Origin of the sequence: Micromonospora sp. RTP1Z1 (genome assembly GCF_033804685.1) — a bacterium.
In the GTDB taxonomy this organism is placed as follows: domain Bacteria; phylum Actinomycetota; class Actinomycetes; order Mycobacteriales; family Micromonosporaceae; genus Micromonospora.
This window is the reverse complement of record NZ_JAPFQV010000089.1, coordinates 1-22,547: the sequence shown is the minus strand read 5'-3', so window position 1 is coordinate 22,547 and position 22,547 is coordinate 1. Positions and strand designations below refer to the sequence as shown.

Genomic DNA, 22,547 nt, shown 5'->3' with positions numbered 1-22,547 from the left:
GCCCGCGTCGGTCGACTCGTAGACCTCCTCCAGGCCGGCCCAGATGTGGTTCGGGTTGGCCGGGTCGACGGTGAGGAACTGGTTGTACCAGGCCTGGATGCCCGGGCCGTAGCCCTTGCCGATCACGGTCTGCTTGAGCGCCGAGCCCGAGTTGCCCAGCTTCGACGAGTCGGCGATCTTGTTCCACGGGCCGGCCGGGGAGCCGGTGTTGGAGACGTAGATGCCGTCGAGGTAGCTGTTGACGTTGCCGGCCGGCTTGTTCAGCAGGGTCGGCGACTGGTTGATCGCGTACAGCTTGCCGCCGTCGGCGGAGAACGCGAACGTCACGTAGCCGATGTCGTTGGCCGGCATGGCCCCGCCCGGGTTGACCTTGGTCCAGCCCCCGGCGGTGTAGTCGGCGGTCTCGTAGAAGCCGTTGTAGGTGTCGCCGGACCGCCAGGCCGAGGCGACCACGACGTGCTTCGGGTTGCGCGGGTCCTGGGCCACGTCGTTGACGATGTTCTTGTAGGCCGCGTTGGCCGTACCGGCGTTCGCCCCGCCCGGCAGGTAGCTCGGGTTCGGCGCGAACTCGAACTTCCACGCCCCAGAGGTGCTGGTCATCGAGTGCGAGTAGAGGCCCCGGTTGGTGGCGGCCCAGACCTTGCCGTCGAAGAACCGGAGCTTGTTGATGACCGAGCTCTCCAGCTCGGTTCCGCCGACCCGGTCGCTCGCGCTGAACTGACCGGACTTCGGGTTGGCGAGCCGGTAGACGCCCGCGCCGACGTACGAGGTGGCGCCGGTGTTCGCCTCGCCGGTGGCGTACCAGAGCGAGCCGTCGGCGGCGAGCACCACGTCGCCGCTGGACAGGGTGGGCAGCCGGTCCGTGATCGGCGTCCAGCTCCCGCCGCCGGTCGAGGACCGCCACACGCCGCCGTCGGCGCCGGCCGCATAGACGTAACCGCTGTTGTCGGCCGCGAGGCCGGTGATCCGGCCGGTGACCAGGCCGGCGCCACCGGAGGAGTTGGAAGCGTAGTCGCGGTAGCGGGGGTCGTCCCCGTCATACTTGATCTTCGTGACCTCGCGCCAGCTGCCCTTGCTGGCCGGTAGGCCGTTGAGCTGGCTGAACGCGTTGGCGTACGCGCCTGGCGCGACGATCCCCGGCGCGGAGCGCGCCTGGGCGAACTGCTCGGCGATGACCCGGGCCTCGAAGGCCTCCTCGCCGGCCTCGGCCGAGTTCTCCCCGGCCGCCATCTCGGCGAGCTCCCGGGGGTGCCAGGGCAGGTTGGCGCCGGGCTCCTGGGCGAGGCCGAGGGCCTCGCGGACGTCGTGGTTGGTGGCCGCGACGCCACCGAGCGCGGCGGTCAGCACCAGCGCGCCCGCGATTGTCGCCGGCTTGCGCCAGCGGAACTTCGACATGTGAATCCTCCAGGATTCAAGGGGTCCCGGGCGGGTGGCCCGGGGAGGGAGACCATGGCGGCGGATGGCGGGCCATGGCGTTTTCGTGATCGGACGGTCACAGTCCGGATGACACTCTCCTTACTGCACAGCGCCCGCATCGACGGGCGTGTCACACCCGTTGGACGCGCGCGGCGCGGGTGCGGAGAGGGTCAGGCGGTGGCCGGTGGGGCCCGGGTGGGCAGGGTGCCGCGGGGAGGCAGCGGGACGGCCGGCTGCCGGTAGCGGGTCGGGGCGACGACCGAGACCGGCGTGCCACCGACGCGCACGGGCACGCCGAGGAGGAGATCGTCCGGTCCGTCGGTGGGACCGACGCCGGCGCGGTGGTCACCGCAGGGCCCGCCGGCGACCTGCAGCCGTGGATTCGACGGAGCGTCGGGGCGCCCCAGGCGGTCCATCACGGCCCGGGGGTCGCCGGGCGGCGGAGCGGGACGGTGCGGCGTGGTGACCGGGGCGGCGATGTGCCGCGCGTCCGGAGGACCGACGTGCGGCTCGCCGTGGACGATCGACCGGTGCGCGGCGGTGACCACCGCGCCGGGCAGGTGGGTCTCCGCGGAGGCGGGGGCGCCCAGGCCGATCAGGACGAACGCCATCGCGACGGCGACGGCGGTCAACCGGTCGAGCACGCGCATTGGCAACCTGTCGGTACGAGGAAGGCGTGCCGGTCGGGCGGGCCGCGATGACGACGGCGGGCGGGAGTCGGCCGGCGAGGGGTCGATCGAGCGAGGCGAGGACCACGCTAGCAACAGTGCTTGCCGCCGGGCAACGGCTTGGCGGTTGTACTTTCGACTGGCCAGCGGTCCGCCGGGCGCGCCGGTCCCGAGTGGAGAGTCAAGAAGAGGGGAGGACGCGGCCTGGCCACGTCCTCCCCTCTCTGGTCCTGTGTCAGTGGAAGAAGTGGCGAGTGCCGGTGAGGTACATGGTCACCCCGGCCTCCTTCGCCGCGGCGATGACCTCCTCGTCGCGGATCGAGCCGCCGGGCTGGACGATCGCCCGGACGCCCGCCTCGATCAGGATCTTCGGCCCGTCGGCGAACGGGAAGAACGCGTCCGAGGCGCAGACCGACCTGCGGGCCCGGTCCGCGCCGGCCCGGCTGACCGCGAGCTGCGCCGAGTCGACCCGGTTCACCTGGCCCATGCCCACGCCGACGGTGGCGCCCCCCTTGGCCAGCAGGATCGCGTTGCTCTTCACCGCGCGCACCGCCCGCCAAGCGAAGGCGAGGTCCCGCAGGGTCGCCTCGTCGGCCGCCTCGCCGGTGGCCAGCCGCCAGTTCGCCGGGTCGTCACCCGCCGCGTCAAGCCGGTCCCGCAGCTGGACCAGGACCCCGCCGGTGACCTGCCGCCACTCGGCCGGCAGCGGGTCGAACTCCGGGGCGCGCAGCAGCCGGATGTTCTTCTTCCCCTGGAGGACCTCCACGGCGCCCTCGTCGAACCCGGGCGCGACCAGCACCTCGGTGAAGATCTCGGAGACCTGCCGGGCCAGCTCCACGCTCACCGGACGGTTCACCGCGATCACCCCGCCGTACGCCGACACCGGGTCGCAGGCGTGCGCCCGGCGGTGCGCCTCGGCGACGTCCGCGCCGACCGCGATGCCGCACGGGTTGGCGTGCTTGATGATCGCCACGGCGGGCTGCTCGGGGAAGTCGTTCGCGGCCCGCCAGGCGGCGTCTGCGTCGACGTAGTTGTTGTAGGACATCTCCTTGCCGTGCAGCTGCTCGGCCTGGGCCAGCCCGGGCGGGCTGGCCGGGTCGGTGTAGAGCGCCGCCGCCTGGTGCGGGTTCTCGCCGTAGCGCAGCACCGCCTGGCGGCGCAGCGCCAGCCCGGCGAACTCCGGCCACCCGTCGGCGGCCGGGGCCAGGGTCGCGGCGAACCACTCGGCGACCGCCACGTCGTACTCGGCGATGTCGGCGAACGCGCGGGCGGCGAGCGCCCGACGCTGGGCCAGCGTGAAGCCACCCTCGCCGAGCGCGGCCAGCAGTGCCGGGTACGCCCCCGGGTCGGTCACCACGGCGACCGAGGCGTGGTTCTTGGCGGCGGCCCGGACCATCGCCGGCCCGCCGATGTCGATCTGCTCGACGCACTCGTCCTGCGACGCGCCGGAGGCGACCGTGGCCTGGAACGGGTAGAGGTTGGAGACCAGCAGGTCGATCCCGGCGATGCCGTGCTCGTCGAGCTGGGCCGCGTGCGCGTCCTTGCGCAGGTCGGCGAGGAGACCGCCGTGGATCTTCGGGTGCAGCGTCTTGACCCGGCCGTCGAGGATCTCCGGGAAGCCGGTCACCTGCTCCACCGCGGTCACCGGCACGCCCGCGCCGGCGATCGTCGACGCGGTGCTGCCGGTCGACACGAGTTCCACGCCGCCGGCGTGCAGGGCCCGGGCCAGCTCGACCAGGCCGGTCTTGTCGTAGACGCTGACCAGCGCCCGCCGGATCGGGCGGCGCTCGTCCTGAGTGGAACTCACGGGACCGTGACCTTTCTTCCGGTGATCGTCCAACCTTCACGGACCAGCCGACCGACCTGCTCGACGAGCTGGCGCCGCTCGGCCTCCTTGATGCGCTCGGTGAGCGTCTCCTCGTCGTCGTCGGTCAGCACCGGCACGGCGACCTGGGCGACGATCGGGCCGGTGTCCATCCCGGCGTCAACGAAGAAGAGGGTGGCTCCAGTGACCTTCACGCCGTAGGCGAGGGCGTCCCGGGGACCGTGGATGCCGGGGAACGCCGGCAGCAGGGTGTTGTGCGTGTTGAGGTAGCGGTCGCCGAACGCGGCCAGGAAGTGCGGCCCGACCAGCTTGAGGAAGCCGGCGCTGATCACCAGGTCCGGCCGATGCTCCGCGACGTGCGCGGTGAGCGCCCGGTCCCAGTCCTCCCGGGTCGGGTGGTCCTTCAGCCGGTCGACGAAGGTCGGCACCCCCGCGGCGGCGGCCCGGTCCAGGCCGGCGATCCCGTCCCGGTCGGCACCCACGGCGACCACCCGGGCCCCGTACGCCGGGTCGACGGCGGCGTCCAGCAGCGCCTGGAGGTTGCTGCCGGAGCCGGAAACGAGGACGACGAGACGGGCGACGGACGCGGGCTCGGTCACGCGGCCACCTTATCGGGCAGGTCAGGGCGTCCAGCGCTCGGGCACGGCCGCTTCGGGTGATCACCCGGGTGGCCCGGGCACGATACGCTGCCGGTCGCTCGGTGTCAGGCGTACGCCCGGCCCCGCACCCGTCAGTGAACCGGACCCACGTCGTGCCGATGGAACGAGGAGTACGCCTCATGCAGCCCGGTTACCCGCAGCAGCAGCCGCCCCAGATCGACAACAACATGACGATGTCGATCGTCGCCATCTTCCTGTTCTGGCCGTTGGCCATCCCGGCCATCATCAACGCGTCCAAGGTGAACCCGCTGCTCCAGCAGGGTGACTACGCGGGCGCCCAGGCGGCCGCCGCCGAGTCGAAGAAGTGGTCGAAGCTGGCCCTCATCATCGGCATCATCGCCTGGGTGATCTCGATCGTGTGCTGCATCGCCCTGGGCGTCGGCGGAATGATGACTGGCAGAAACTCGACCTACTGACAGCCGACCTCGGGCCAGCCCTACGGTCAGCCCACCTCCGGCCAGCCCTACGGTCAGCCGACGTCGGGGCAGCCCTACGGGTGGGCCTGGCGAGCAACGCGGGCCAGGCCAAGGCGGGTCTGATCTGCGGTGCGATCGGCGTGGTGCTCGGCATCATCAACGCCGCCGTCGGCGTCATGAACTGGAGCAACTTCTCCTGACCCGGCTCGACCAGGGGCGTCCGGATCCGTCCGGGCGCCCCTCGCCGTGTCCGGAGTGCGCCACCGGCCGGTGGCCGGCAGACAGCGGTCGGCACCGGGCAACCGGAAACGGCGTGCGGCGGTCAGGGCCGGACGGCGGGCGCGGGGCGGCGCGGGGTCGGATCGGCAGCCGGCGAGCGAGCGAGGAGCTTGGTGGCGGCGGCGCCGAGCAGCGCCCCGACGGCGACGACCGCGGTGGCCACCCCGGCCACCTGCCAGGGCACCGGACCGACCTCGACCAGCCGGCCACCGCCGAGCGGCCCGCCGGAGGCGGCTGCCGCCGCGCCGAGCAGCAGGCCGGCGACCGGTCCGGCGAGCGCCGCCGACGCGAGCAGCGGACCCCAGCCGAGAACCGCCCGGTCCTCGGCGGCCAGCCGGAGCAGCCGCCGGGCGAGCAGCCAGCAGGCGGCCATCCCGGCCAGCACCGGCACCGCGAGCAGGCCGGCGCCGAGCCCGTCGACCGGCCCGCGCGGCAGCCCGGCCAGCAGCGGTACGGCTGGCAGCGCGCCGACGGAGACCTCGCTGGTCCGCACCGCCGTGTCGGTACCGACGGCGAACCCGGGGCCGAGCAGGTAGGCGGCCGACCAGACGGTGGCGTTCGGCGCGTACGCGAGGCTGACCAGGGTGATGCCCGCCTGACCGGCCACCCCGGTGCGGTACGCCCCGATCATGTCGGCGGCGTCGCCTCCCCCGGTCGCCACCGACAGGCCGGCCGCCCCGGCGCCCGCGCCGAGCAGCAGCAGCCCGGCGACCAGCCCGGTCCGCACCCCGTCCCGCAGCGGCGGCGGGGAACGCCGGGCCAGCAGCGCCGACACGCCCGTGGTGCGCAGCGCGCCGACCAGCGCCGACAGCGCGCCGAAGATCGCGAAGGTGACCGCCGCCCGGACCGGGGACACCCGCGGGCCGCCCGCGCCGACGACGATCGCGGCGAGGGCGCCGAGCAGCGCGTACCCGATGCCGACCGCGACCGCGACGGTGAGCGCCTGCCGCGGCGAGCGACCGGCGCGGGCGCCGATGGCCCGGCTGACGTGTACCCCGGCCCGGGTCAGTCGCCAGATCGCCAGCGCGGCCAGCGCCAGCGGCGCCAGGCCGAGCGGGCCGGCGGTGGTCTCCAGCGGCACCCCGTGGCCGAGCAGCCAACCGGCCAGACCGGCGCGCAACGCGCCCGGCAGCGATCCGGCGCCCTCGCTGAGCTGGGCCAGGCCGAGCACGACGGTGACCGGCAGCAGGGAGGTGAGCGCCGCCCACCCGGCCGCCACGCCGGCGGCGACGGGCAGCGGCGCCCGGCCGCGCGGCGCCTCCCCCGACCGGTGTGCCGGCACCCGGGACGCCGGCCGGGCGCGGCCGGGCGGCCGGGTGTCGGCGGCGACTCCGGCGGCGGGGCGGCGAGGCTGGTCAGGGGTGACGGGTGACATCGGCTCTACTCTGGCATGCCGCACCGGCGGCGGCGGTCCGATACCGCCCCCGGACGACGGCGAGTTCGGTGATCCATCGACTTCCCGGTCCCGATCGGGTTTAGCCTCGGCCCAGGACGCGACCTTTCCTGTCGTGGCAATGACCGCTCGGAGGAAGCCGTGAACGCTCCGTATCCGCCGCCACCACCGCCGCCGGCCGCCGGCCGGGACCGGACCACGCTCTGGGGCGTACTGGGCATCGTCCTCGGCCTGATCTGCTGCGGCATCATCGGCATCGTGTTCGGCTGGCTCTCGATCCGGGACGCGAAGCGGTTCGGCAAGTCACCGGTGCTCGGCTACCTGGCCATCGCGTTCGGCGTGATCAACATCATCGGCAGCGTGATCTGGCGGGCCAGCGGCCACAACATGTACTGGTACAGGTGAGGGGGCCGACCGCTTCCGGTCGACCCCCTCGATACGTCCCGTCCGGGCTCAGCCGGCGGACATGATCTCCCGCATCAGCTTGGCGGTCTCGGTCGGCGTCTTGCCGACCTTCACGCCGACGGCCTCAAGGGCCTGCTGCTTCCCCTCGGCGGTACCCGCCGAGCCGGAGATGATCGCGCCGGCGTGACCCATGGTCTTGCCGGGCGGCGCGGTGAAACCGGCGATGTAGCCGACCACCGGCTTGGTGACGTTGGCCTTGATGAACTCGGCGGCCCGCTCCTCGGCGTCGCCACCGATCTCACCGATCATCACGATGGCGTCGGTCTCCGGGTCGGCCTCGAACGCGGCCAGGGCGTCGATGTGGGTGGTCCCGATGATCGGGTCACCGCCGATGCCCACGCAGCTCGAGAAGCCGATGTCGCGCAGCTCGTACATCATCTGGTAGGTCAGCGTGCCGCTCTTGCTGACCAGGCCGATCCGACCGGTGCCGGTGATGTCGGCCGGGATGATGCCGGCGTTGGAGGCGCCCGGCGAGGCGATGCCCGGGCAGTTCGGCCCGATGATCCGGGTCCGCTCGCCCTTGGCCACGTTGTACGCCCAGAAGGCGGCGGTGTCGTGCACCGGGACGCCCTCGGTGATCACCACGGCCAGGTCGATGCCGGCGTCGATCGCCTCGACGACGGCGCCCTTGGTGAACTGCGGGGGCACGAAGATGACCGTGACGTCGGCCCCGGTCTCCTTCATCGCGTCCGCGACGGACGCGAAGACCGGCAGCTCGGTGCCGTCGAAGTCGACCTTCTGGCCTGCCTTGCGCGGGTTGACGCCGCCGACCACGTTGGTGCCGGCGGCGAGCATCCGCCGGGTGTGCTTGGAACCCTCGGAACCGGTCATCCCCTGAACGATGACCTTGGAGTCCTTGGTCAGCCAGATAGCCATGATCAGACCCCCGCAGCTGCCAGCTCGGCGGCCCGCTCGGCCGCTCCATCCATGGTGTCCACCCGCTGCACGAGCGGGTTGTTCGCGCCGTCGAGGATCGCCCGACCGGCCTCGGCGTTGTTGCCGTCGAGGCGGACGACGAGCGGCTTGGTGACCTGCTCGCCCCGCTGCTCGAGCAGCCCCAGCGCCTGGATGATGCCGTTGGCGACCTCGTCGCAGGCGGTGATGCCGCCGAAGACGTTCACGAAGACGCTCTTCACCGACGGGTCGGACAGGACGATCTCGAGGCCGTTCGCCATCACCGCGGCGCTCGCGCCGCCGCCGATGTCGAGGAAGTTCGCCGGCTTGACGCCGCCGTGCCGCTCACCGGCGTACGCGACCACGTCGAGGGTGGACATGACCAGACCCGCGCCGTTGCCGATGATGCCGACCTCGCCGTCGAGCTTGACGTAGTTGAGGTCCTTCTCCTTGGCGGCCTGCTCCAGCGGGTCCACCGAGGCCTGGTCGACCAGGGCCTCGTGGTCCGGGTGCCGGAAGGCGGCGTTCTCGTCGAGGGTGACCTTGGCGTCGAGCAGCAGCAGCTTGCCGTCCGCGTTCTTGGCGAGCGGGTTCACCTCGATCAGCGTGGCGTCCTCGGCGACGAACGCCTGCCACAGCTTGACCGCGATGTCGACGACCTGGTCGGCGACCTCGGCCGGGAAGGCGGCGGCGGTCACGATCTCGCGGGCCTTCGCCTCGTCCACGCCGGTGTTGGCGTCGATCGGGGCCTTGACCACCTTGTCCGGGGTCTCGGCGGCGACCTGCTCGATGTCCATACCGCCAGCGACACTGGCGATGCAGAGGAAGGTGCGGTTCGCCCGATCGAGCAGGTACGAGAAGTAGTACTCCTCGGCCACGTCCGCGGTCACGGTGATCATGACCTTGTGGACCGTGTGGCCCTTGATGTCCATGCCGAGGATGTCGGTGGCCCGGGCCACCGCCTCATCCGGGCCCTCAGCCAGCTTGACGCCGCCGGCCTTGCCTCGGCCGCCGACCTTCACCTGCGCCTTGACGACCACCCGACCGCCGAGGCGTTCGGCGATCGCGCGGGCCTCCTCCGGGGTAGTGGCGACGCCGCCGGCGAGCACGGGCAACCCGTGCCGCTCGAACAGGTCCCGCCCCTGGTACTCGTACAGGTCCACGATTGCGCGTCCCGTCCCGTCTCCGCGGCGCGCCCTCGCGCCGCCACCAGCGTTGGAAAATCAGTTTGACGCCTGTCATCAGATGAGACAGGTCATTTGCCGCAGCCTAACGAGATGGGAACCGGCGGCAACCGAGCGGGTGCGGGGTGTGCGGTAATGCACAGCCGCCGGTCCGAACTGTCAGGCCACCCGACAGCGGCCGGCCAAGTAGCGGACCACCGCTGCCATGATCTCCTGCTCCGACCGGTCGGCGAAGTTGACCGTGGCGGTGAAGCCGGTGCCGAAGAAGGCCTTCTGCATCCGCCACGCCCGCACACGATCGTCAGGTCAGCCGTGCGGGGGATGTTGCGGAAGATGCGTAACCCCGCCGTGGGGGCGTCGTTGAGTCTGATGTCGGAGCGCTGATCAGCGCGATGACGGGAGCGGCCGATGCCCTGTCGGTCGAGGGGTGGCGGCGGGGCATCGTGCATAGAAGGGCCGGGCGTGTGAGGGGTGCGTCCGGCCCTTCCCCCTGCCCGCGTCCCGGTCCGACCCGCCCGCACGGCCGCCGGGTGCGACCTCCCCCGCGGCGAACCACCCGCGACGGCACCACCGTCGACGGCCCCGCGTGGGGTCAGGCGACCGGCTGGGCGACGTTCTGCCGGACCCACTCGACGATCGACTGGGTGGTGGCGCCCGGCGTGAAGATCTTGGCCACGCCGAGCCGCTCCAGCTCGGGGAGGTCGGCGTTCGGGATGATGCCGCCACCGAAGACCACGATGTCCCGGGCGTCCCGCTCGCCGAGCAGCTCCAGCACCCGCTTGAAGAGGGTCATGTGCGCCCCGGAGAGGACGGAGAGGCCGACCGCGTCGGCGTCCTCCTGGATCGCGGTCTCCACGATCTGCTCAGGGGTCTGGTGCAGGCCCGTGTAGATGACCTCCATGCCGGCGTCCCGCAGGGCGCGCGCGACCACCTTCGCGCCCCGGTCGTGGCCGTCCAGGCCGGGCTTCGCGACGACGACCCGAATACGAGAGCTCATCAGCGCACACCTTTCACCGGCTCCGCAGCTATCACCTGAACGAACGGTAACCCGGCCGCCCCGGGACCGGGAACCCGGGCTGCACCCATAGCCTCCGAAGGCACCGCTCGGAAGCCGGACGCCTCCGCCGAACGGTCACTGTGCGCGACGAACGGGTGGTCACCGGGCCCCCGTCTGGCGGCACGAGCTATGACATCAGTGGACGGAAAGGGACAGAATGAAAGGCCAATTCCGCGCTTCGGCTTGTGACTGGAGTGGCAGTTGGCTAACGTGACCACGGTTGTCATCAGGTCCACGGACGGGTGACGACGCGGCCAGCCGACATTCACCCGAGTTTCACGGGCGCCGGCCGACCGCATCGGAACCCCGACAACGGAGGGTGTGCGTGCGCCAGCGCCTGTCGTCTGAGCCCGATAGATATCGCGGTCGCCGCCGCGTACCCACCCCCCCGCGGAGCCGCTATGCCGCGGTCGTCACCACCGCGTTCGTCGGCGCCGGCATCGTCGCGCTCGGCGCGAACGCCCTCCCGGACGCCAAGAGCGTCAGCCCGTCGGTGCTCGACGAGCTGAAGCAGGCCTCGATCACCAGCCAGGACGCGGCCGCCCGCGCCGACGCCGCCGACCGGGCCACCCGGGACACCCGGGTCGCCAAGGCCGGGGCCGAGCAGGACGTCTGGCTGCTCCCCCTGCAGGGCTACGACTTCGAGTCCCCCTACGGCATGCGCTGGGGCAAGCTGCACACCGGCGTCGACCTGGTCACCCCGGAGGGCACCCCGTACGTCGCGATCCACGCCGGCACGGTCACCAAGGCCGGCTGGTTCGGCGGCTACGGGTACGCGGTCATCGTCCAGCACCCGGACGGCAGCGAGGCCATCTACGGCCACTCCTCCGCGGTGAGCGTCACGGAGGGCCAGCAGGTCAAGGCCGGCGACCAGCTCGGCCTGGTCGGCAACACGGGCCACTCCTACGGCTCCCACCTGCACCTGGAGATCCATGTCAACGGGCAGCCGTTGGACCCGGTGCCGTGGCTCGAGGACCGCGGAGTGGACATCAAGCTGCAAGTCGAGGCAATCTACAGCGAGGTAGCCGGTTCCTGACGCTGCGTATCGCCCGTTCACCGCCCGGATCATGCGATCCGGGCGGTTTTCGTTGGTCCTAAGTCTGCCGGGTCACAGCCGCGAGTGTGAGCGGAGACACGGCAGGGCATGATCCTTCTCCGGGTCAGAACGCCCGGAACGGGATGGAACCGGGCGGGAGTCGTCAGCAGTACCGACCGGTCCCCGGAGCCCCTACCCGGCAGCCACCGGGCCGACACCAGTATTTCGAGGTCAAGTGCCCCCTCGACTGTGAAGGTCCGCCGTGCAGGAAGACAGCTCCGACCAGAACGAGAACACCCAGGACATCCCCACCCGGCACCGGTCGCACCGGCGGACGGGTCGGCGCACCACATACTTCGTCGTCGGTGCGGTCGCCCTGATCGGCCTCGGCCTCGGCGGCGTCTCCGTCGCGACCGCGGACCACGGCGCACCGACCCCCGCCGCCGTCGACTTCGACGCCCAGGGCCGCGCCGAGGCAGCCGCCCGCGCCGACCGGTCTGTCCGCGAGTCGACCGCCCCGGTCACCCCGTCCGCGACGCCGGCCAACCCGTCGCCGAGCCCATCGACGGCCAGCCCGAAGCCGACGAAGAAGGCGGCCACCGCCAAGCCGAAGCCGAAGAAGGCCGCCAAGCCGAAGCCCTCCTGGGTCATCCCGATGAGGGGCGCCGAGATCACCTCCTGCTACGGGCAGCGGTGGGGCACCCTGCACGCCGGCATCGACTTCGCGATGCCCGAGGGCACCCCGATCCACGCCGCCGCCGCGGGCACCGTGGTCAAGGCCGGCGACGTCGGCGACGGGTACGGCAACTCGGTCTTCATCGACCACGGCAACGGCTACCTGACCCACTACGCCCACCAGAGCCGCATCGCGGTCAGCGTGGGCGAGAAGGTCAGCGCCGGCGAGGTGATCGGCTACGAGGGCGCCACCGGCGACGCCACCGGCCCGCACCTGCATTTCGAGGTGCACAAGGGCGCGATGTGGAACCAGATCGACCCGGCGCCGTTCCTGCGCGCCCGGGGCATCGACGTGACCTGCTGACGGCCGCGTAACACAACGAAGTGCCCGGTCCGGCGGTGTGCCGGGCCGGGCCCTTCATCGCGGTTCAGAGCTTGTCGATCGGGGCGTGCCGCAGGACCAGCCACATGGTCTGGTCGCCGAAGTTGATCTGTGCCCGGGCGCCCGGGCCGTGCCCCTCCACGGCGAGCACCCGGCCCAGACCGTAGCGCTGGTGGTTGACCCGGTCACCGGCCGCCACCTTCGGCCCCTGGGGCAGCTCGCTCGCGGTGGCCAGCCGGCTGCCGTCCACGCCGAGCCGCTTCGCCAGCTGCGCCGCCTTCGGGGTGCCCCCGGTGAAGCCGCCCCGCCCGCCGGGCGCGCGGTCCGCCCGGCCGCCGACGCCGCCGCCCCCGCCGGCCCACGAGGTGTACGACCCCTCGGTGCGCTCCCACCGGACCAGATCCGGCGGCAGCTCCTCCAGGAACCGCGACGGCGGGTTGTAGGCCGGCTGCCCCCAGGCCGAGCGGGTGACCGACCGGGACAGGTAGAGCCGTTGCCGGGCCCGGGTGATGCCCACGTACGCCAGCCGGCGCTCCTCCTCCAGCTCGCGGGTGTCGCCGAGCGAGCGCAGGTGCGGGAAGACGCCGTCCTCCAGGCCGGTCAGGAAGACCACCGGGAACTCCAGGCCCTTGGCGGTGTGCAGGGTCATCAGGGTGACCACGCCCTGGTGGTCCGGGTCGTCGGAGGGGATCTGGTCGGCGTCGGCGACCAACGCGACCTGCTCCAGGAAGCCGGCCAGGGTGGCCCGCTCCCCCTCCTCGCCCAGCGCCTCGATCCGCTCGGTGTACTCCCGGGCGACGCTGACCAGCTCCTGGAGGTTGTCCACCCGGCCGGCGTCCTGCGGGTCGAGGCTCTCCTCCAGCTCGGTCAGGTAGCCCGAACGGGTCAGCAGCGCCTCCAGCACCTCCTCCGGGGTGCCGGTCTCGGCCAGCTCCCGGGCCCCGTCGAGCAGCGTGACGAAGTCGGCGATGCCGTTCGCCGCCCGGGTGGAGATGCCCGGCGCGTCCTTGGCCCGGCGCAGCGCCGCCCCGAAGGAGATCCGGTCCCGGCTGGAGAGCGCCTCCACGCATGCCTCGGCCCGGTCGCCGATGCCCCGGCGCGGGGTGTTGAGGATCCGGCGCAGGCTGACGGTGTCGTCGTCGTTGACCACCGCGCGCAGGTAGGCCAGCGCGTCGCGGACCTCCTTGCGCTCGTAGAAGCGCACCCCGCCGACCACCTTGTACGGCAGGCCGACCCGGATGAACACCTCCTCGAAGACCCGGGACTGGGCGTTGGTGCGGTAGAAGACCGCGACGTCGCCAGGACGGGTCTCGCCGTCGTCGGCCAGCCGGTCGATCTCCCGGGCCACCCAGTCCGCCTCGGCGTGCTCGGTGTCGGCGACGTAGGCGACGATCTGCTCGCCGGCCCCGGCGTCGCTCCAGAGCCGCTTGGGCTTGCGCGAGGTGTTCCGGTCGATCACCGCGTTGGCGGCGTTGAGGATGGTCTGGGTGGACCGGTAGTTCTGCTCCAGCAGGATCGTCCGGGCGTCGGTGAAGTCCCGCTCGAACTCCAGGATGTTGCGGATGGTCGCGCCCCGGAACGCGTAGATCGACTGGTCGGCGTCGCCGACCACGCAGAGCTCGGCCGGCTCGATCCCCTCGGTGCCGGCGACCAGCTCCTTGATCAGCACGTACTGGGCGTGGTTGGTGTCCTGGTACTCGTCCACCAGGACGTGCCGGAACCGGCGGCGGTAGCTCTCCGCGACGTGCGGGTGCGACTGGAGCAGGTGCACCGTCGTCATGATCAGATCGTCGAAGTCCAGCGCGTGCGCCTCGCGCAGCCGCCGCTGGTAGAGCGTGTAGGCCTCCGACAGCGCCCGCTCGTTGGGCCCCTTGGCCCGGGCGGCGAACGCCTCCGGGTCGACCAGCTCGTTCTTGAGGTTGGAGACCTGGGCGGCGAGCCCACGCGCCGGGTAGCGCTTCGGGTCGAGGTCGAGCTCCCGGGCCACCATCTGCATCAGCCGGCGCGAGTCGTCGGCGTCGTAGATCGAGAACGTCGACTTCAGTCCGGCGTGCTCGTGCTCGGCGCGCAGGATCCGGACGCAGGCCGAGTGGAAGGTCGACACCCACATCAGTCGGGCCCGCGGCCCGACCAGGGCGGACACCCGCTCCTTCATCTCGCCGGCGGCCTTGTTGGTGAAGGTGATCGCGATGATCTCGCCCGGGTGGACGTCCCGCGCGGCGAGCAGGTACGCGATCCGGTTGGTCAGCACCCGGGTCTTGCCGGAGCCGGCGCCGGCCACGATTAGCAGGGGCGAACCGGCGTGGGTGACGGCGTCGCGCTGCGGACCGTTCAGCCCGGCGAGGAGGGCCTGCGGATCCAGCCGGGCGGCGGACCCGGACCGGTGCGGCGGGGTCGGCCGGGGCTCCGGCGCGGGCGGGGACGCGGGGATGTCGAAGAGAGGATGCATCGCACGGCGAGTCTATGCCGCCGGACGGACACTTCCCGCCCGCGCACGCCCCTACGAGACGAAGCCGTCATCCAGGGCGGGAACGTGCCCCGTCCCACCTCTTGGCGGGAATCCTTGCGCGCCCCGGCCGGTGGTCGGCATACTCGACGACGTGTTCGGTCAGCGCTTCTACTTTTACTACGGCACCGGGAGTCCGGCAGCCGTAGGTCGCGCCTGATCACAAGACCTGCGAAAAGCCCCGGGCTCGGAGAGCCCGGGGCTTTTTCGTCCCGGGATCCGGGCACCGGGCCCGACACCCGAGGGGTACGACGATGATGACTGACGTGGCGGAGCAGAGCGGCAGCCTGGCGAAGAACCACGACCGGGCCGACACGGGTCCGACGGCGGCCGCGACCGCCCGGACCGGCACCGGCGACTCGGCGGCCGCCGAGCGGATCGTGGCGATCCGGGAGCGGATCGACGAGATCGACCGGACGATCATCGACCTGTGGCAGGAGCGGGCCGCGCTCTCCCAGGAGGTGGGGGCCACCCGGCTCGCCTCCGGCGGCACCCGCCTGGTGCTCTCCCGCGAGCGGGAGATCCTGGAGCGGTTCCGGCAGGCGCTGGGCGCGGACGGGACGCAGCTCGCGCTGCTGCTGCTCCGCGCCGGCCGCGGCCCGCTGTGAGGGACGCCCGGATCACCGCGCTGCCGGCGTACCGGAAGGGATGCCGGCGCCGGACGGTGGCCGCGCCGGCGCGACCGGGCCCGGATACGACGAACCGCCTGCCGGCGTCGAGCTGACGCCGGCAGGCGGTCCGGACGGATCACGCCCCGTGGGTGGCGACGATCTGTCGCTTCTCCGCGAAGTGGCAGGCGCTCGGGTGGTCCGAGCCCCGCCGGATCTCCAGCAGCGGAACGTGCTCGGCGCAGACGTCCTGCGCCTTCCAGCAGCGGGTGCGGAACCGGCAGCCCGAGGGCGGGCTCACCGGGGAGGGGACGTCACCGGTGAGCCGGATGATCGCCTTGTTGTCCCGCAGCGTCGGGTCCGGCACCGGCACCGCCGAGAGCAGCGCCTGGGTGTACGGGTGGGTGGGCCGCTCGTAGATCTCGTCCTCGGTGCCGACCTCCACCATCTTGCCCAGGTACATCACGGCGACCCGGTCGGAGAGGTGGCGCACGACCGAGAGGTCGTGGGCGATGAAGACGTACGACAGCCCGAACTCGTTCTGGAGCTTCTCCAGCAGGTTCATCACCTGCGCCTGGATCGACACGTCCAGGGCCGAGACCGGCTCGTCGCAGACGATGACCTCCGGCCGCAGCGCCAGCGCCCGGGCGATGCCGATGCGCTGCCGCTGGCCACCCGAGAACTGGTGCGGGTACCGGTTGATGTGCTCCGGGTTGAGGCCGACCAGGTCGAGCAGCTCCTTGACCTTGCCCCGGCGGCTGCCCTTCGGGGCCACCTCGGAGTGGATCTCGAACGGCTCGCCGATCAGGTCACCCACCGTCATCCGGGGGTTCAGCGAGGTGTACGGGTCCTGCATCACCAGCTGGATCTGCCGGCGCAGTCGCCGCAGCGCCCCGCCGGAGAGCTTGGAGATGTCCTGCCCCTTGTAGTGCACGCTGCCGGCGGTCGGCTTCTCCAGGTTCATCAGGACCCGGGCCAGCGTCGACTTGCCGCAGCCGGACTCGCCCACGACGCCCAGGGTCTCGCCGGCCTTCAGTTCGAAGGAGACGCCGTCGACCGCCTTGACCTGACCGATGGTCTTCTTGAACACGATCCCGCGGGTGACGGGGTAGTGCTTGACCAGGTTACGGACCTCGATGATGTTCTCAGTCACGGTTCACGAGCTCCTCGGCGAAGTGGCAGGCGCTGGCCCGAGCGCGGCCGATCTGCAGCAGCGGGGGCACCTTCTCCCGGCACACCGGCTGCGCCATCGGGCAGCGCGGGTTGAACGGGCAGCCCGGCGGGATGTTCATCAGGTTCGGCGGCAGGCCCTTGATGGTCCGGAGCTCCTGCCCCTTCTCGTCCATCCGCGGGATCGAGTTGAGCAGGCCGAGGGTGTACGGGTGCGCCGGCTTGGCGTACAGGTCGTACACGTCGGATTCCTCGACGATCCGGCCGGCGTACATGACCGCGATCCGGTCCGCGACGTCGGCGACCACGCCGAGGTCGTGGGTGATCAGGATCATGCCCATCTGCCGCTCCCGCTGGAGCTCGCCGAGCAGGTCCATGATCTGGGCCTGCACGGTCACGTCCAGCGCGGTGGTCGGCTCGTCCGCGATCAGCACCTCCGGGTCGAGCGCCAGCGACATCGCGATCATCGCGCGCTGCCGCATACCGCCGGAGAACTGGTGCGGGTAGTTGCTGTACCGACCCTTGGCGTTCGGGATCTTGACCTGGTCGAGCATCTCGATCGCGCGCTTCTTGGCGTCCGCGCGGCCCAAGCCGCGCCGGATGCGGAACTGCTCGGCGATCTGGAACCCGACGGTGAAGACCGGGTTCAGCGCGGAGAGCGAGTCCTGGAAGATCATCGCGATGCCCTCGCCGCGGATGCGGCGGCGCTCCTCGGCGGACATCTTGAGCATGTCCTTGCCGTGGAAGCGGACCTGGCCGCCGGTGACGAAGCCCGGCGGGGTGTCCAGGATGCCCATGATGGTCTGCGCGGTGACGCTCTTGCCGGAGCCGGACTCGCCGAGCACGGCGAGGGTCTCTCCCGCGTTGACGTGGTACGTGACTCCGTTGATGACCTTGGCGACGCCGTCCCGGGTGCGGAACTCCACCCGGAGATCTTCGACCTCGAGCAGGCGGCCGAAGGGGCGGCCGGATCCACCGACGCCCGCAGCGGACTGCTCGGACACGAGAATGTCGGACAACTCAGTCTCCCCTAGCGAAGTTTCGGATCGAGGGCTTCGCGGACCGCTTCGCCGAGCATCACGAAGCTGAGCACGGCGGTGACGAGGAACGCGGAGGGGAAGAAGAGCAGGAAGGGCGAGACCCGGAGGTAGTTCTGCGCTTCACTGATCATGATGCCCCAGCTGACGACCGGGGTCTTCAGCCCGATGCCCAGGAAGGACAGGGTGGCCTCGGCGCCGATGAACGAACCGACCATGATCGTCCCGTAGACCAGCAGCGGCGCGAGGCAGTTCGGCAGCAGGTGCTTGAGGATGATCCGGCCGCTGCCGGCGCCGAGCGCCCGGGCCGCCACGATGTAGTCGGCCTCCTTGGTGGCCAGCACTGAGGAGCGCATCAGCCGCATCACGACCGGCCAGCTCAGGACCACCAGCGACATGATCACCAGGCCCATGATCTTCCACTCGTTGTTGTCCGTGCCCGCGCCGTTGAACGTGGTCAGGATGACGATCGCGCCGAGCACGAAGGGCAGGCCGAAGAAGATGTCGGCCACCCGGGAGAGCAGACCGTCGACCCAGCCACCCTTGTAACCGGCGATGATGCCCATCGCGCCACCGATCAGCAGCGTGCCGAAGGTGGAGAGCAGGGCCACCACGATCGAGGCACGAGCCCCGTAGATCGTCCGGGCGTACACGTCCCGGCCCTGCACGTCGTAGCCGAACCAGGCGTCGGCCGACGGCTCCACCCGGCTGCGGGACAGCGCGCCGTTCACCGCGTCGCCGGAGGTGAACAGCGACGGGAACGCGGACATCACCACGAACAGGAGGATGAACGCCGCGGAGATCCAGAACAGCGGCTTGCGGCGCAGGTCCCGCCAGGCGTCGCCCAGCAGGCCGCGCGGCTTCGTCTGCTTCTGCGCGCTCTCCGGCAGGCCGGCGTTCGTCGGCGCGCCGAACTCGGTCGGCTGCTCGGGACGGGGGGTGCTGACCATGGAAGCGGCACTCGGGTCACTCATAGCGGATCCTCGGGTCAAGGGCGGCGTAGAGCAGGTCCACCAGCAGGTTCATCAGGAGATAGACGAGCACCAGGACCACCACGATGGAGACAACCGTAGCGCTCTCCTTGGTGACGATGGCCCGGAGGACCTGGCGGCCGATCCCGTTGATGCCGAAGATGCCCTCGGTGACGATGGCGCCACCCATCAGGGCGCCCAGGTCGGTGCCGAGGAGGGTGACGACCGGGATCAGCGAGTTGCGCAGCAGGTGCACACCCACCACCCGGCGCATGGGCAGGCCCTTGGCGATGGCGGTGCGGACGTAGTCGGCGCGGCGGTTCTCCGCGATGCTGGTCCGCGCCACCCGGGCGATGTACGCCATCGAGGCGCTGCCGAGCACGAAGCCCGGAAGGAGCAGCTCGGAGAAGCGCATCTCGTTGGAGACCGTCGGGTGGACGATGCCCCACTTGACGCCGAAGAACCACTGCAGCACGAAGCCGACCACGAAGACCGGCAGCGCGATCAGGAAGAGGGTGGAGACCAGGACCAGGTTGTCCAGGAAGCCGTTGCGTCGGAGACCGGTCAGCACGCCGGCGCCGAGGCCGATAACGGCCTCGATGGAGAGCGCGACAACTGCCAGCTTCAGGGTGTTGGGGTACGACGTCACGATGATGTCGTTGATCGAACGACCGCTGAACGTGATACCGAAGTCACCCTGGAAAAGGTTCTTCATGTAGCTGGCGTACTGCACCCAGATCGACTGGTCGAGATGGTACTTCTCGGTCATCATCGCTCGGAAGTTGGGCGGGCAACCTCGGTCGCCGCACTTGCCGGCGAAGGGGTCGCCCGGCACCGACCAGACGAGCCAGTAGATCAGGAACGTCGTACCGATGAACACCGGGACGAGTTGCAGTAGCCGTCTCAAGAGATAACGGCCCATGGGGTGGTCCTCCAGACAGGGAACGCGTCGGGGGCAGCCGACACGGTGGTGACAACGTGCGAGGGGTTTGTTGTACACCCCCTCGCGGAACGGCCCCGGGTCGGGCTCACCGGTAGGCGAGCCCGACCCGGGGTCAGACCGTTCGGATCAGAGCTCGACCGAGGTGATGTCGAGTTCGCCGACGTTGTTCAGTTCCATCTTCTTGATCTTGTCCGAGCGGCCGGACTGCTGGCCACCGAAGTAGATCGGCATCGACGGAACGTCCTCGTCAATGATCTTGACGGCCTCAGCGAACTTCTTGTGCGACTCGTCGATGCTGGGAGCCGAGGAGGCCTCCTTGGCAAGGGCGTCGACCTTCGGGTTGCTGTACTGGCCGTCGTTCGAGGAGCCACCGGTCACGTAGAGCGGGTTGACCCAGTTCTCCACGTCCGGGTAGTCCTGCTGCCAGCCGGCCCGGTAGGCGCCGGTCATCTTGTGGGCGTTGATGTTGGCCCGGAAGACCGCGAAGGTCGGCACGCCGGTGGCGACGGCGTCGATGCCCAGGTTGGTCTTGATCTGCTGGGCGACGGCCTCCATCCACTCCTTGTGGCTGGCGTCCGCGTTGTACGACAGGGTCAGCTTGCCCTGGAAGCCACCGGCCTCGGTGAGGAGCTGCTTGGCCTTGGCCACGTCGAACACGCAGGCGGTGCAGTTGTTCGGCGCGGCGCCCGGGGTCAGCGGGTTGGCCCAGCTGTCGGCCGGCTTGCGGTTACCGAAGAAGATCTTGTCGGTGATCTCCTGCCGGTTGATGGCGTGAGAGATCGCGGCACGCAGCTTCGGGTTCTGGAAGCGCTTGTCGTAGATCGGGAAGGCGATGATGCCGGTCGATGGGGTGGTGGAAGTGATGGCCCGGTCGCCCAGGTCGGTCTTCCACTTGTCGCCGGCCAGCGAGGAGACCGGGACCTGCTGCTGGAAGTCCAGGTTGCCGGAGACCAGGTCGTTGTAGGCCGCCGTGTCGTCCTGGTAGAGCTTGACGGTGACGTCCTTGATGTGCATCTTGTCGCGCAGGCTGTAGTCGTCGAAGCGGGTCAGCTTGATCTCGACGTCGTCCTGCCACGACACGAACTTGGCCGGGCCGTTACCGACCGGCTTCTTGCCGAACTCTGCCGGCGTCTGCGTGAAGAACACGTCCGGCAGCGGCATGAAGGCGCTGTAGCCGAGCTTGGTCGGGAACACGGCGGTCGGCGCGGCGAGCGTGACCTCGAAGGTGGTCTCGTCGACGACCTTGAGGCCGGACATCTCCTTGGCCTTCGGCTCCGGGGCCTTCTTCGGGCCGTCCGGGCCGTCCGGGTCCTCGGTGTAGACGTCGTTGAAGCCCTGGATGTCGGCGAAGAAGCTGGCGTTCTGCGCGCCGCTCGGCCCGTACGCCGCCCAGTTCCAGGCCTTGACGAAGTTCTCGGCCTTGACGGTGCTGCCGTCGTGGAACTTCGTGTTCGGCTTGATCTTGATCTTGAAGACCTTGGAGTCGGTCGTGTCGATCGACTCGGCCAGCGCGTTCTGCGGCGCGCCACCGTTGTTCGGGTACTCGACCAGGCCAGTGAACAGCCAGTCGAGGATCTTGCCACCCTGGGTCTCGGTGGTGTTCGCCGGAACCAGAGGGTTCTCCGGCTGGCCGCCGTCGATGACGATCGCGCCGTCAGCGCTCGCGCCGGATCCGCCGCCGCTCTTGTCGCCGCTCGAGCAGCCGGACGCGACGAGCGCGAATGCCGCGCCCACCGCCAGGGCACCGCTCGCTCGCTTCGAGACTCTCATACCGAGGGGCCTCCTCTTTCTAACCTGGTTCCGTCGTGAGTTTCACGCACGCATGGGGGGTGACGCCGCCGCCGGCCCGAACCACAGGTCGGCGGTTTACCGCAGAGGAAATCGGGACACCTCAGGGGTACCGATCCGCCGGGCACCGCACCCTCGCCGAGCGGCACCGCGCAGGGTCGACGGCCACGTTCCGCGACGAAAGAGGCGTCACGTGGTCGGCGGGCCCGACGGGGTGCCCCACACCGGGGGTGAGGTGTTGCCACTGTGACACCCACCGGCCCATTACGTGAAGGTGCCGTTATCAAGCCGTTAGTTGGTCGCCACGTTGCCGATACCTGAGAAAAGATCATGAAACACGCGAATTGCACTGCCCTGAACAGGAAAAACACGCTCACGTCGGACGAGAACGGCACGTAAGCTCGGTCCCCGTGAGCTTCCCTGCCTCCGCTCCGGCCCTGCCCGACGTCTGCCGGGCGCTGGCCGTATTTGCCCATCCGGATGATGTCGACTTCGGCTGTGCGGGCACCATCGCTGGCTGGGTGGAGGAGGGCATCGAGGTCGCGTACCTCATCGTCACCCGGGGTGGCTCCGGCGGCTTCGACGACACCCCGCGCGAGGAGATGCCCCGGCTGCGCGAACAGGAACAGCGGGCCGCCGGCGCCGCGGTCGGCGTACACCGGGTCGACTTCCTCGACGGCCACCCGGACGGAACGCTCACCCCCAGCCTCGACCTGCGCCGGCAGGTCGCCGCGGCGATCCGGCGGTTCCGGCCGGACCGGGTGCTCACCAGCTCGCCGCTGCGCCGCTGGGAGCACCTCGCCGGCCCGAGCCACCCCGACCACCTGGCGGTCGGCGAGGCCACCACCTGCGCGGTCTACCCGGACGCGCGCAACCCCTTCGCCTTCCCCGAACTGCTGGCCGAAGGACTGGAGCCGTGGGTGGTCCGGGAGATCTGGTACGCCGGCGGGCCCGCCCCGGACCACGCCGTGGACGTCACCGGGTACGCCGACCGGAAGATCGCCGCGATGCGGGCGCACCGCTCGCAGACCGCGCACATGGCCGTGGAGACCTGGGTACGCGACCGGCTCACCACGGTGGCCGACAACGCCGGCCTGCCCGCCGGCCGGCTGGCCGAGGCGTTCACCGTGCTCCGCACCGAGTGACCGGAGTCGGCCACCGGCCCGCCCGGACGG

At 70.9% G+C, this 22,547-nt stretch carries 19 protein-coding genes and 1 pseudogene; 6 read left to right on the top strand and 14 right to left on the bottom strand.

Annotation, left to right across the window (positions count from 1 at the left end):
- The 4 genes and pseudogenes from SLP03_RS29255 to purN all read right to left on the bottom strand — a co-directional run.
- Window positions 1–1,395 (bottom strand): annotated as a pseudogene (locus tag SLP03_RS29255) (glycosyl hydrolase); the annotation flags it as partial.
- 191 nt (window positions 1,396–1,586) lie between these two features.
- The gene (locus SLP03_RS29250; RefSeq protein WP_319463876.1) at window positions 1,587–2,066 is read right to left on the bottom strand and encodes a hypothetical protein; all 480 of its coding nucleotides are present in this window, start codon (window positions 2,064–2,066) and stop codon (window positions 1,587–1,589) included.
- A gap of 253 nt (window positions 2,067–2,319) precedes the next feature.
- Complete coding sequence (gene purH / locus SLP03_RS29245) at window positions 2,320–3,891, bottom strand: bifunctional phosphoribosylaminoimidazolecarboxamide formyltransferase/IMP cyclohydrolase (protein WP_319463875.1); 1,572 nt, start codon at window positions 3,889–3,891, stop codon at window positions 2,320–2,322.
- On the bottom strand, window positions 3,888–4,508 hold the full coding sequence (gene purN, locus SLP03_RS29240) for a phosphoribosylglycinamide formyltransferase (RefSeq protein WP_319463874.1): 621 nt from the start codon (window positions 4,506–4,508) through the stop codon (window positions 3,888–3,890). Before purN ends, purH begins: the two co-directional genes overlap by 4 nt.
- Before the next feature lie 179 nt (window positions 4,509–4,687).
- On the opposite strand from purN, the gene SLP03_RS29235 reads away from it, so the two are divergent.
- Window positions 4,688–4,984, top strand: a complete 297-nt coding sequence (locus SLP03_RS29235) for a CD225/dispanin family protein (protein ID WP_319463873.1) — start codon at window positions 4,688–4,690, stop codon at window positions 4,982–4,984.
- Between the two features lie 322 nt (window positions 4,985–5,306).
- Here the strand turns inward: SLP03_RS29235 and SLP03_RS29230 are convergent, their stop codons facing one another.
- Window positions 5,307–6,638: a DUF6350 family protein gene (locus SLP03_RS29230; protein WP_319463872.1), complete on the bottom strand. Its 1,332-nt coding sequence runs from the start codon at window positions 6,636–6,638 to the stop codon at window positions 5,307–5,309.
- Between the two features lie 159 nt (window positions 6,639–6,797).
- Here SLP03_RS29230 and SLP03_RS29225 point away from each other — a divergent pair, with 159 nt between their 5' ends.
- Window positions 6,798–7,061 (top strand): DUF4190 domain-containing protein, encoded by a 264-nt coding sequence (locus SLP03_RS29225; RefSeq protein WP_319463871.1) that lies wholly within the window; start codon window positions 6,798–6,800, stop codon window positions 7,059–7,061.
- Between the two features lie 48 nt (window positions 7,062–7,109).
- Here the strand turns inward: SLP03_RS29225 and sucD are convergent, their stop codons facing one another.
- From sucD to SLP03_RS29210, 3 genes are all read right to left on the bottom strand, one after another.
- Window positions 7,110–7,997, bottom strand: a complete 888-nt coding sequence (sucD, locus tag SLP03_RS29220; RefSeq protein ID WP_319463870.1) for a succinate--CoA ligase subunit alpha — start codon at window positions 7,995–7,997, stop codon at window positions 7,110–7,112.
- A gap of 2 nt (window positions 7,998–7,999) precedes the next feature.
- Window positions 8,000–9,178: an ADP-forming succinate--CoA ligase subunit beta gene (gene sucC, locus SLP03_RS29215; RefSeq protein WP_319463869.1), complete on the bottom strand. Its 1,179-nt coding sequence runs from the start codon at window positions 9,176–9,178 to the stop codon at window positions 8,000–8,002.
- Window positions 9,179–9,791: 613 nt separating this feature from the next.
- Window positions 9,792–10,196 (bottom strand): cobalamin B12-binding domain-containing protein, encoded by a 405-nt coding sequence (locus SLP03_RS29210; protein WP_319463868.1) that lies wholly within the window; start codon window positions 10,194–10,196, stop codon window positions 9,792–9,794.
- Window positions 10,197–10,581: 385 nt separating this feature from the next.
- Here SLP03_RS29210 and SLP03_RS29205 point away from each other — a divergent pair, with 385 nt between their 5' ends.
- A complete protein-coding gene (locus SLP03_RS29205) occupies window positions 10,582–11,292 on the top strand; it encodes a M23 family metallopeptidase (protein ID WP_319463867.1) in 711 nt (236 codons plus the stop codon).
- Window positions 11,293–11,554: 262 nt separating this feature from the next.
- A complete protein-coding gene (locus tag SLP03_RS29200) occupies window positions 11,555–12,331 on the top strand; it encodes a M23 family metallopeptidase (RefSeq protein ID WP_319463866.1) in 777 nt (258 codons plus the stop codon).
- A gap of 64 nt (window positions 12,332–12,395) precedes the next feature.
- On the opposite strand, the gene pcrA is transcribed toward SLP03_RS29200, so the two are convergent.
- Window positions 12,396–14,798, bottom strand: coding sequence for a DNA helicase PcrA (gene pcrA, locus SLP03_RS29195; protein WP_319463865.1), 2,403 nt, complete (start codon window positions 14,796–14,798; stop codon window positions 12,396–12,398).
- A gap of 311 nt (window positions 14,799–15,109) precedes the next feature.
- Between pcrA and SLP03_RS29190 the strand changes: the two genes are divergently transcribed.
- On the top strand, window positions 15,110–15,463 hold the full coding sequence (locus SLP03_RS29190) for a chorismate mutase (RefSeq protein ID WP_319463864.1): 354 nt from the start codon (window positions 15,110–15,112) through the stop codon (window positions 15,461–15,463).
- Between the two features lie 139 nt (window positions 15,464–15,602).
- On the opposite strand, the gene SLP03_RS29185 is transcribed toward SLP03_RS29190, so the two are convergent.
- The 5 genes from SLP03_RS29185 to SLP03_RS29165 all read right to left on the bottom strand — a co-directional run bounded on the left by SLP03_RS29185 (window position 15,603) and on the right by SLP03_RS29165 (window position 21,354).
- Window positions 15,603–16,616, bottom strand: a complete 1,014-nt coding sequence (locus SLP03_RS29185) for a dipeptide ABC transporter ATP-binding protein (RefSeq protein WP_319463863.1) — start codon at window positions 16,614–16,616, stop codon at window positions 15,603–15,605.
- Window positions 16,609–17,637 (bottom strand): ABC transporter ATP-binding protein, encoded by a 1,029-nt coding sequence (locus tag SLP03_RS29180; RefSeq protein ID WP_319463877.1) that lies wholly within the window; start codon window positions 17,635–17,637, stop codon window positions 16,609–16,611. The genes SLP03_RS29185 and SLP03_RS29180 overlap by 8 nt, the downstream gene beginning before the upstream one ends.
- A gap of 26 nt (window positions 17,638–17,663) precedes the next feature.
- Entirely contained in the window at window positions 17,664–18,644 is a 981-nt protein-coding gene (locus SLP03_RS29175) for an ABC transporter permease (RefSeq protein WP_319463862.1), read from the bottom strand.
- Window positions 18,637–19,563, bottom strand: coding sequence for an ABC transporter permease (locus SLP03_RS29170; RefSeq protein ID WP_319463861.1), 927 nt, complete (start codon window positions 19,561–19,563; stop codon window positions 18,637–18,639). Before SLP03_RS29170 ends, SLP03_RS29175 begins: the two co-directional genes overlap by 8 nt.
- Before the next feature lie 147 nt (window positions 19,564–19,710).
- The gene (locus SLP03_RS29165) at window positions 19,711–21,354 is read right to left on the bottom strand and encodes an ABC transporter substrate-binding protein (RefSeq protein WP_319463860.1); all 1,644 of its coding nucleotides are present in this window, start codon (window positions 21,352–21,354) and stop codon (window positions 19,711–19,713) included.
- Window positions 21,355–21,782: 428 nt separating this feature from the next.
- Between SLP03_RS29165 and SLP03_RS29160 the strand changes: the two genes are divergently transcribed.
- Entirely contained in the window at window positions 21,783–22,517 is a 735-nt protein-coding gene (locus SLP03_RS29160; protein ID WP_319463859.1) for a PIG-L deacetylase family protein, read from the top strand.
- Window positions 22,518–22,547 lie beyond the last annotated feature (30 nt).

Excerpts from the sequence above, each read along its gene's own strand:
- SLP03_RS29190 (WP_319463864.1), top strand. The coding sequence starts at position 15,110 with ATGATGACTGACGTGGCGGAGCAGAGCGGCAGCCTGGCGAAGAACCAC.
- sucD (WP_319463870.1), bottom strand. The coding sequence starts at position 7,997 with ATGGCTATCTGGCTGACCAAGGACTCCAAGGTCATCGTTCAGGGGATG.
- SLP03_RS29165 (WP_319463860.1), bottom strand. The coding sequence starts at position 21,354 with ATGAGAGTCTCGAAGCGAGCGAGCGGTGCCCTGGCGGTGGGCGCGGCA.
- SLP03_RS29175 (WP_319463862.1), bottom strand. The coding sequence starts at position 18,644 with ATGAGTGACCCGAGTGCCGCTTCCATGGTCAGCACCCCCCGTCCCGAG.
- pcrA (WP_319463865.1), bottom strand. The coding sequence starts at position 14,798 with ATGCATCCTCTCTTCGACATCCCCGCGTCCCCGCCCGCGCCGGAGCCC.
- SLP03_RS29250 (WP_319463876.1), bottom strand. The coding sequence starts at position 2,066 with ATGCGCGTGCTCGACCGGTTGACCGCCGTCGCCGTCGCGATGGCGTTC.
- SLP03_RS29170 (WP_319463861.1), bottom strand. The coding sequence starts at position 19,563 with ATGGGCCGTTATCTCTTGAGACGGCTACTGCAACTCGTCCCGGTGTTC.
- SLP03_RS29235 (WP_319463873.1), top strand. The coding sequence starts at position 4,688 with ATGCAGCCCGGTTACCCGCAGCAGCAGCCGCCCCAGATCGACAACAAC.
- SLP03_RS29230 (WP_319463872.1), bottom strand. The coding sequence starts at position 6,638 with ATGTCACCCGTCACCCCTGACCAGCCTCGCCGCCCCGCCGCCGGAGTC.
- SLP03_RS29210 (WP_319463868.1), bottom strand. The coding sequence starts at position 10,196 with ATGAGCTCTCGTATTCGGGTCGTCGTCGCGAAGCCCGGCCTGGACGGC.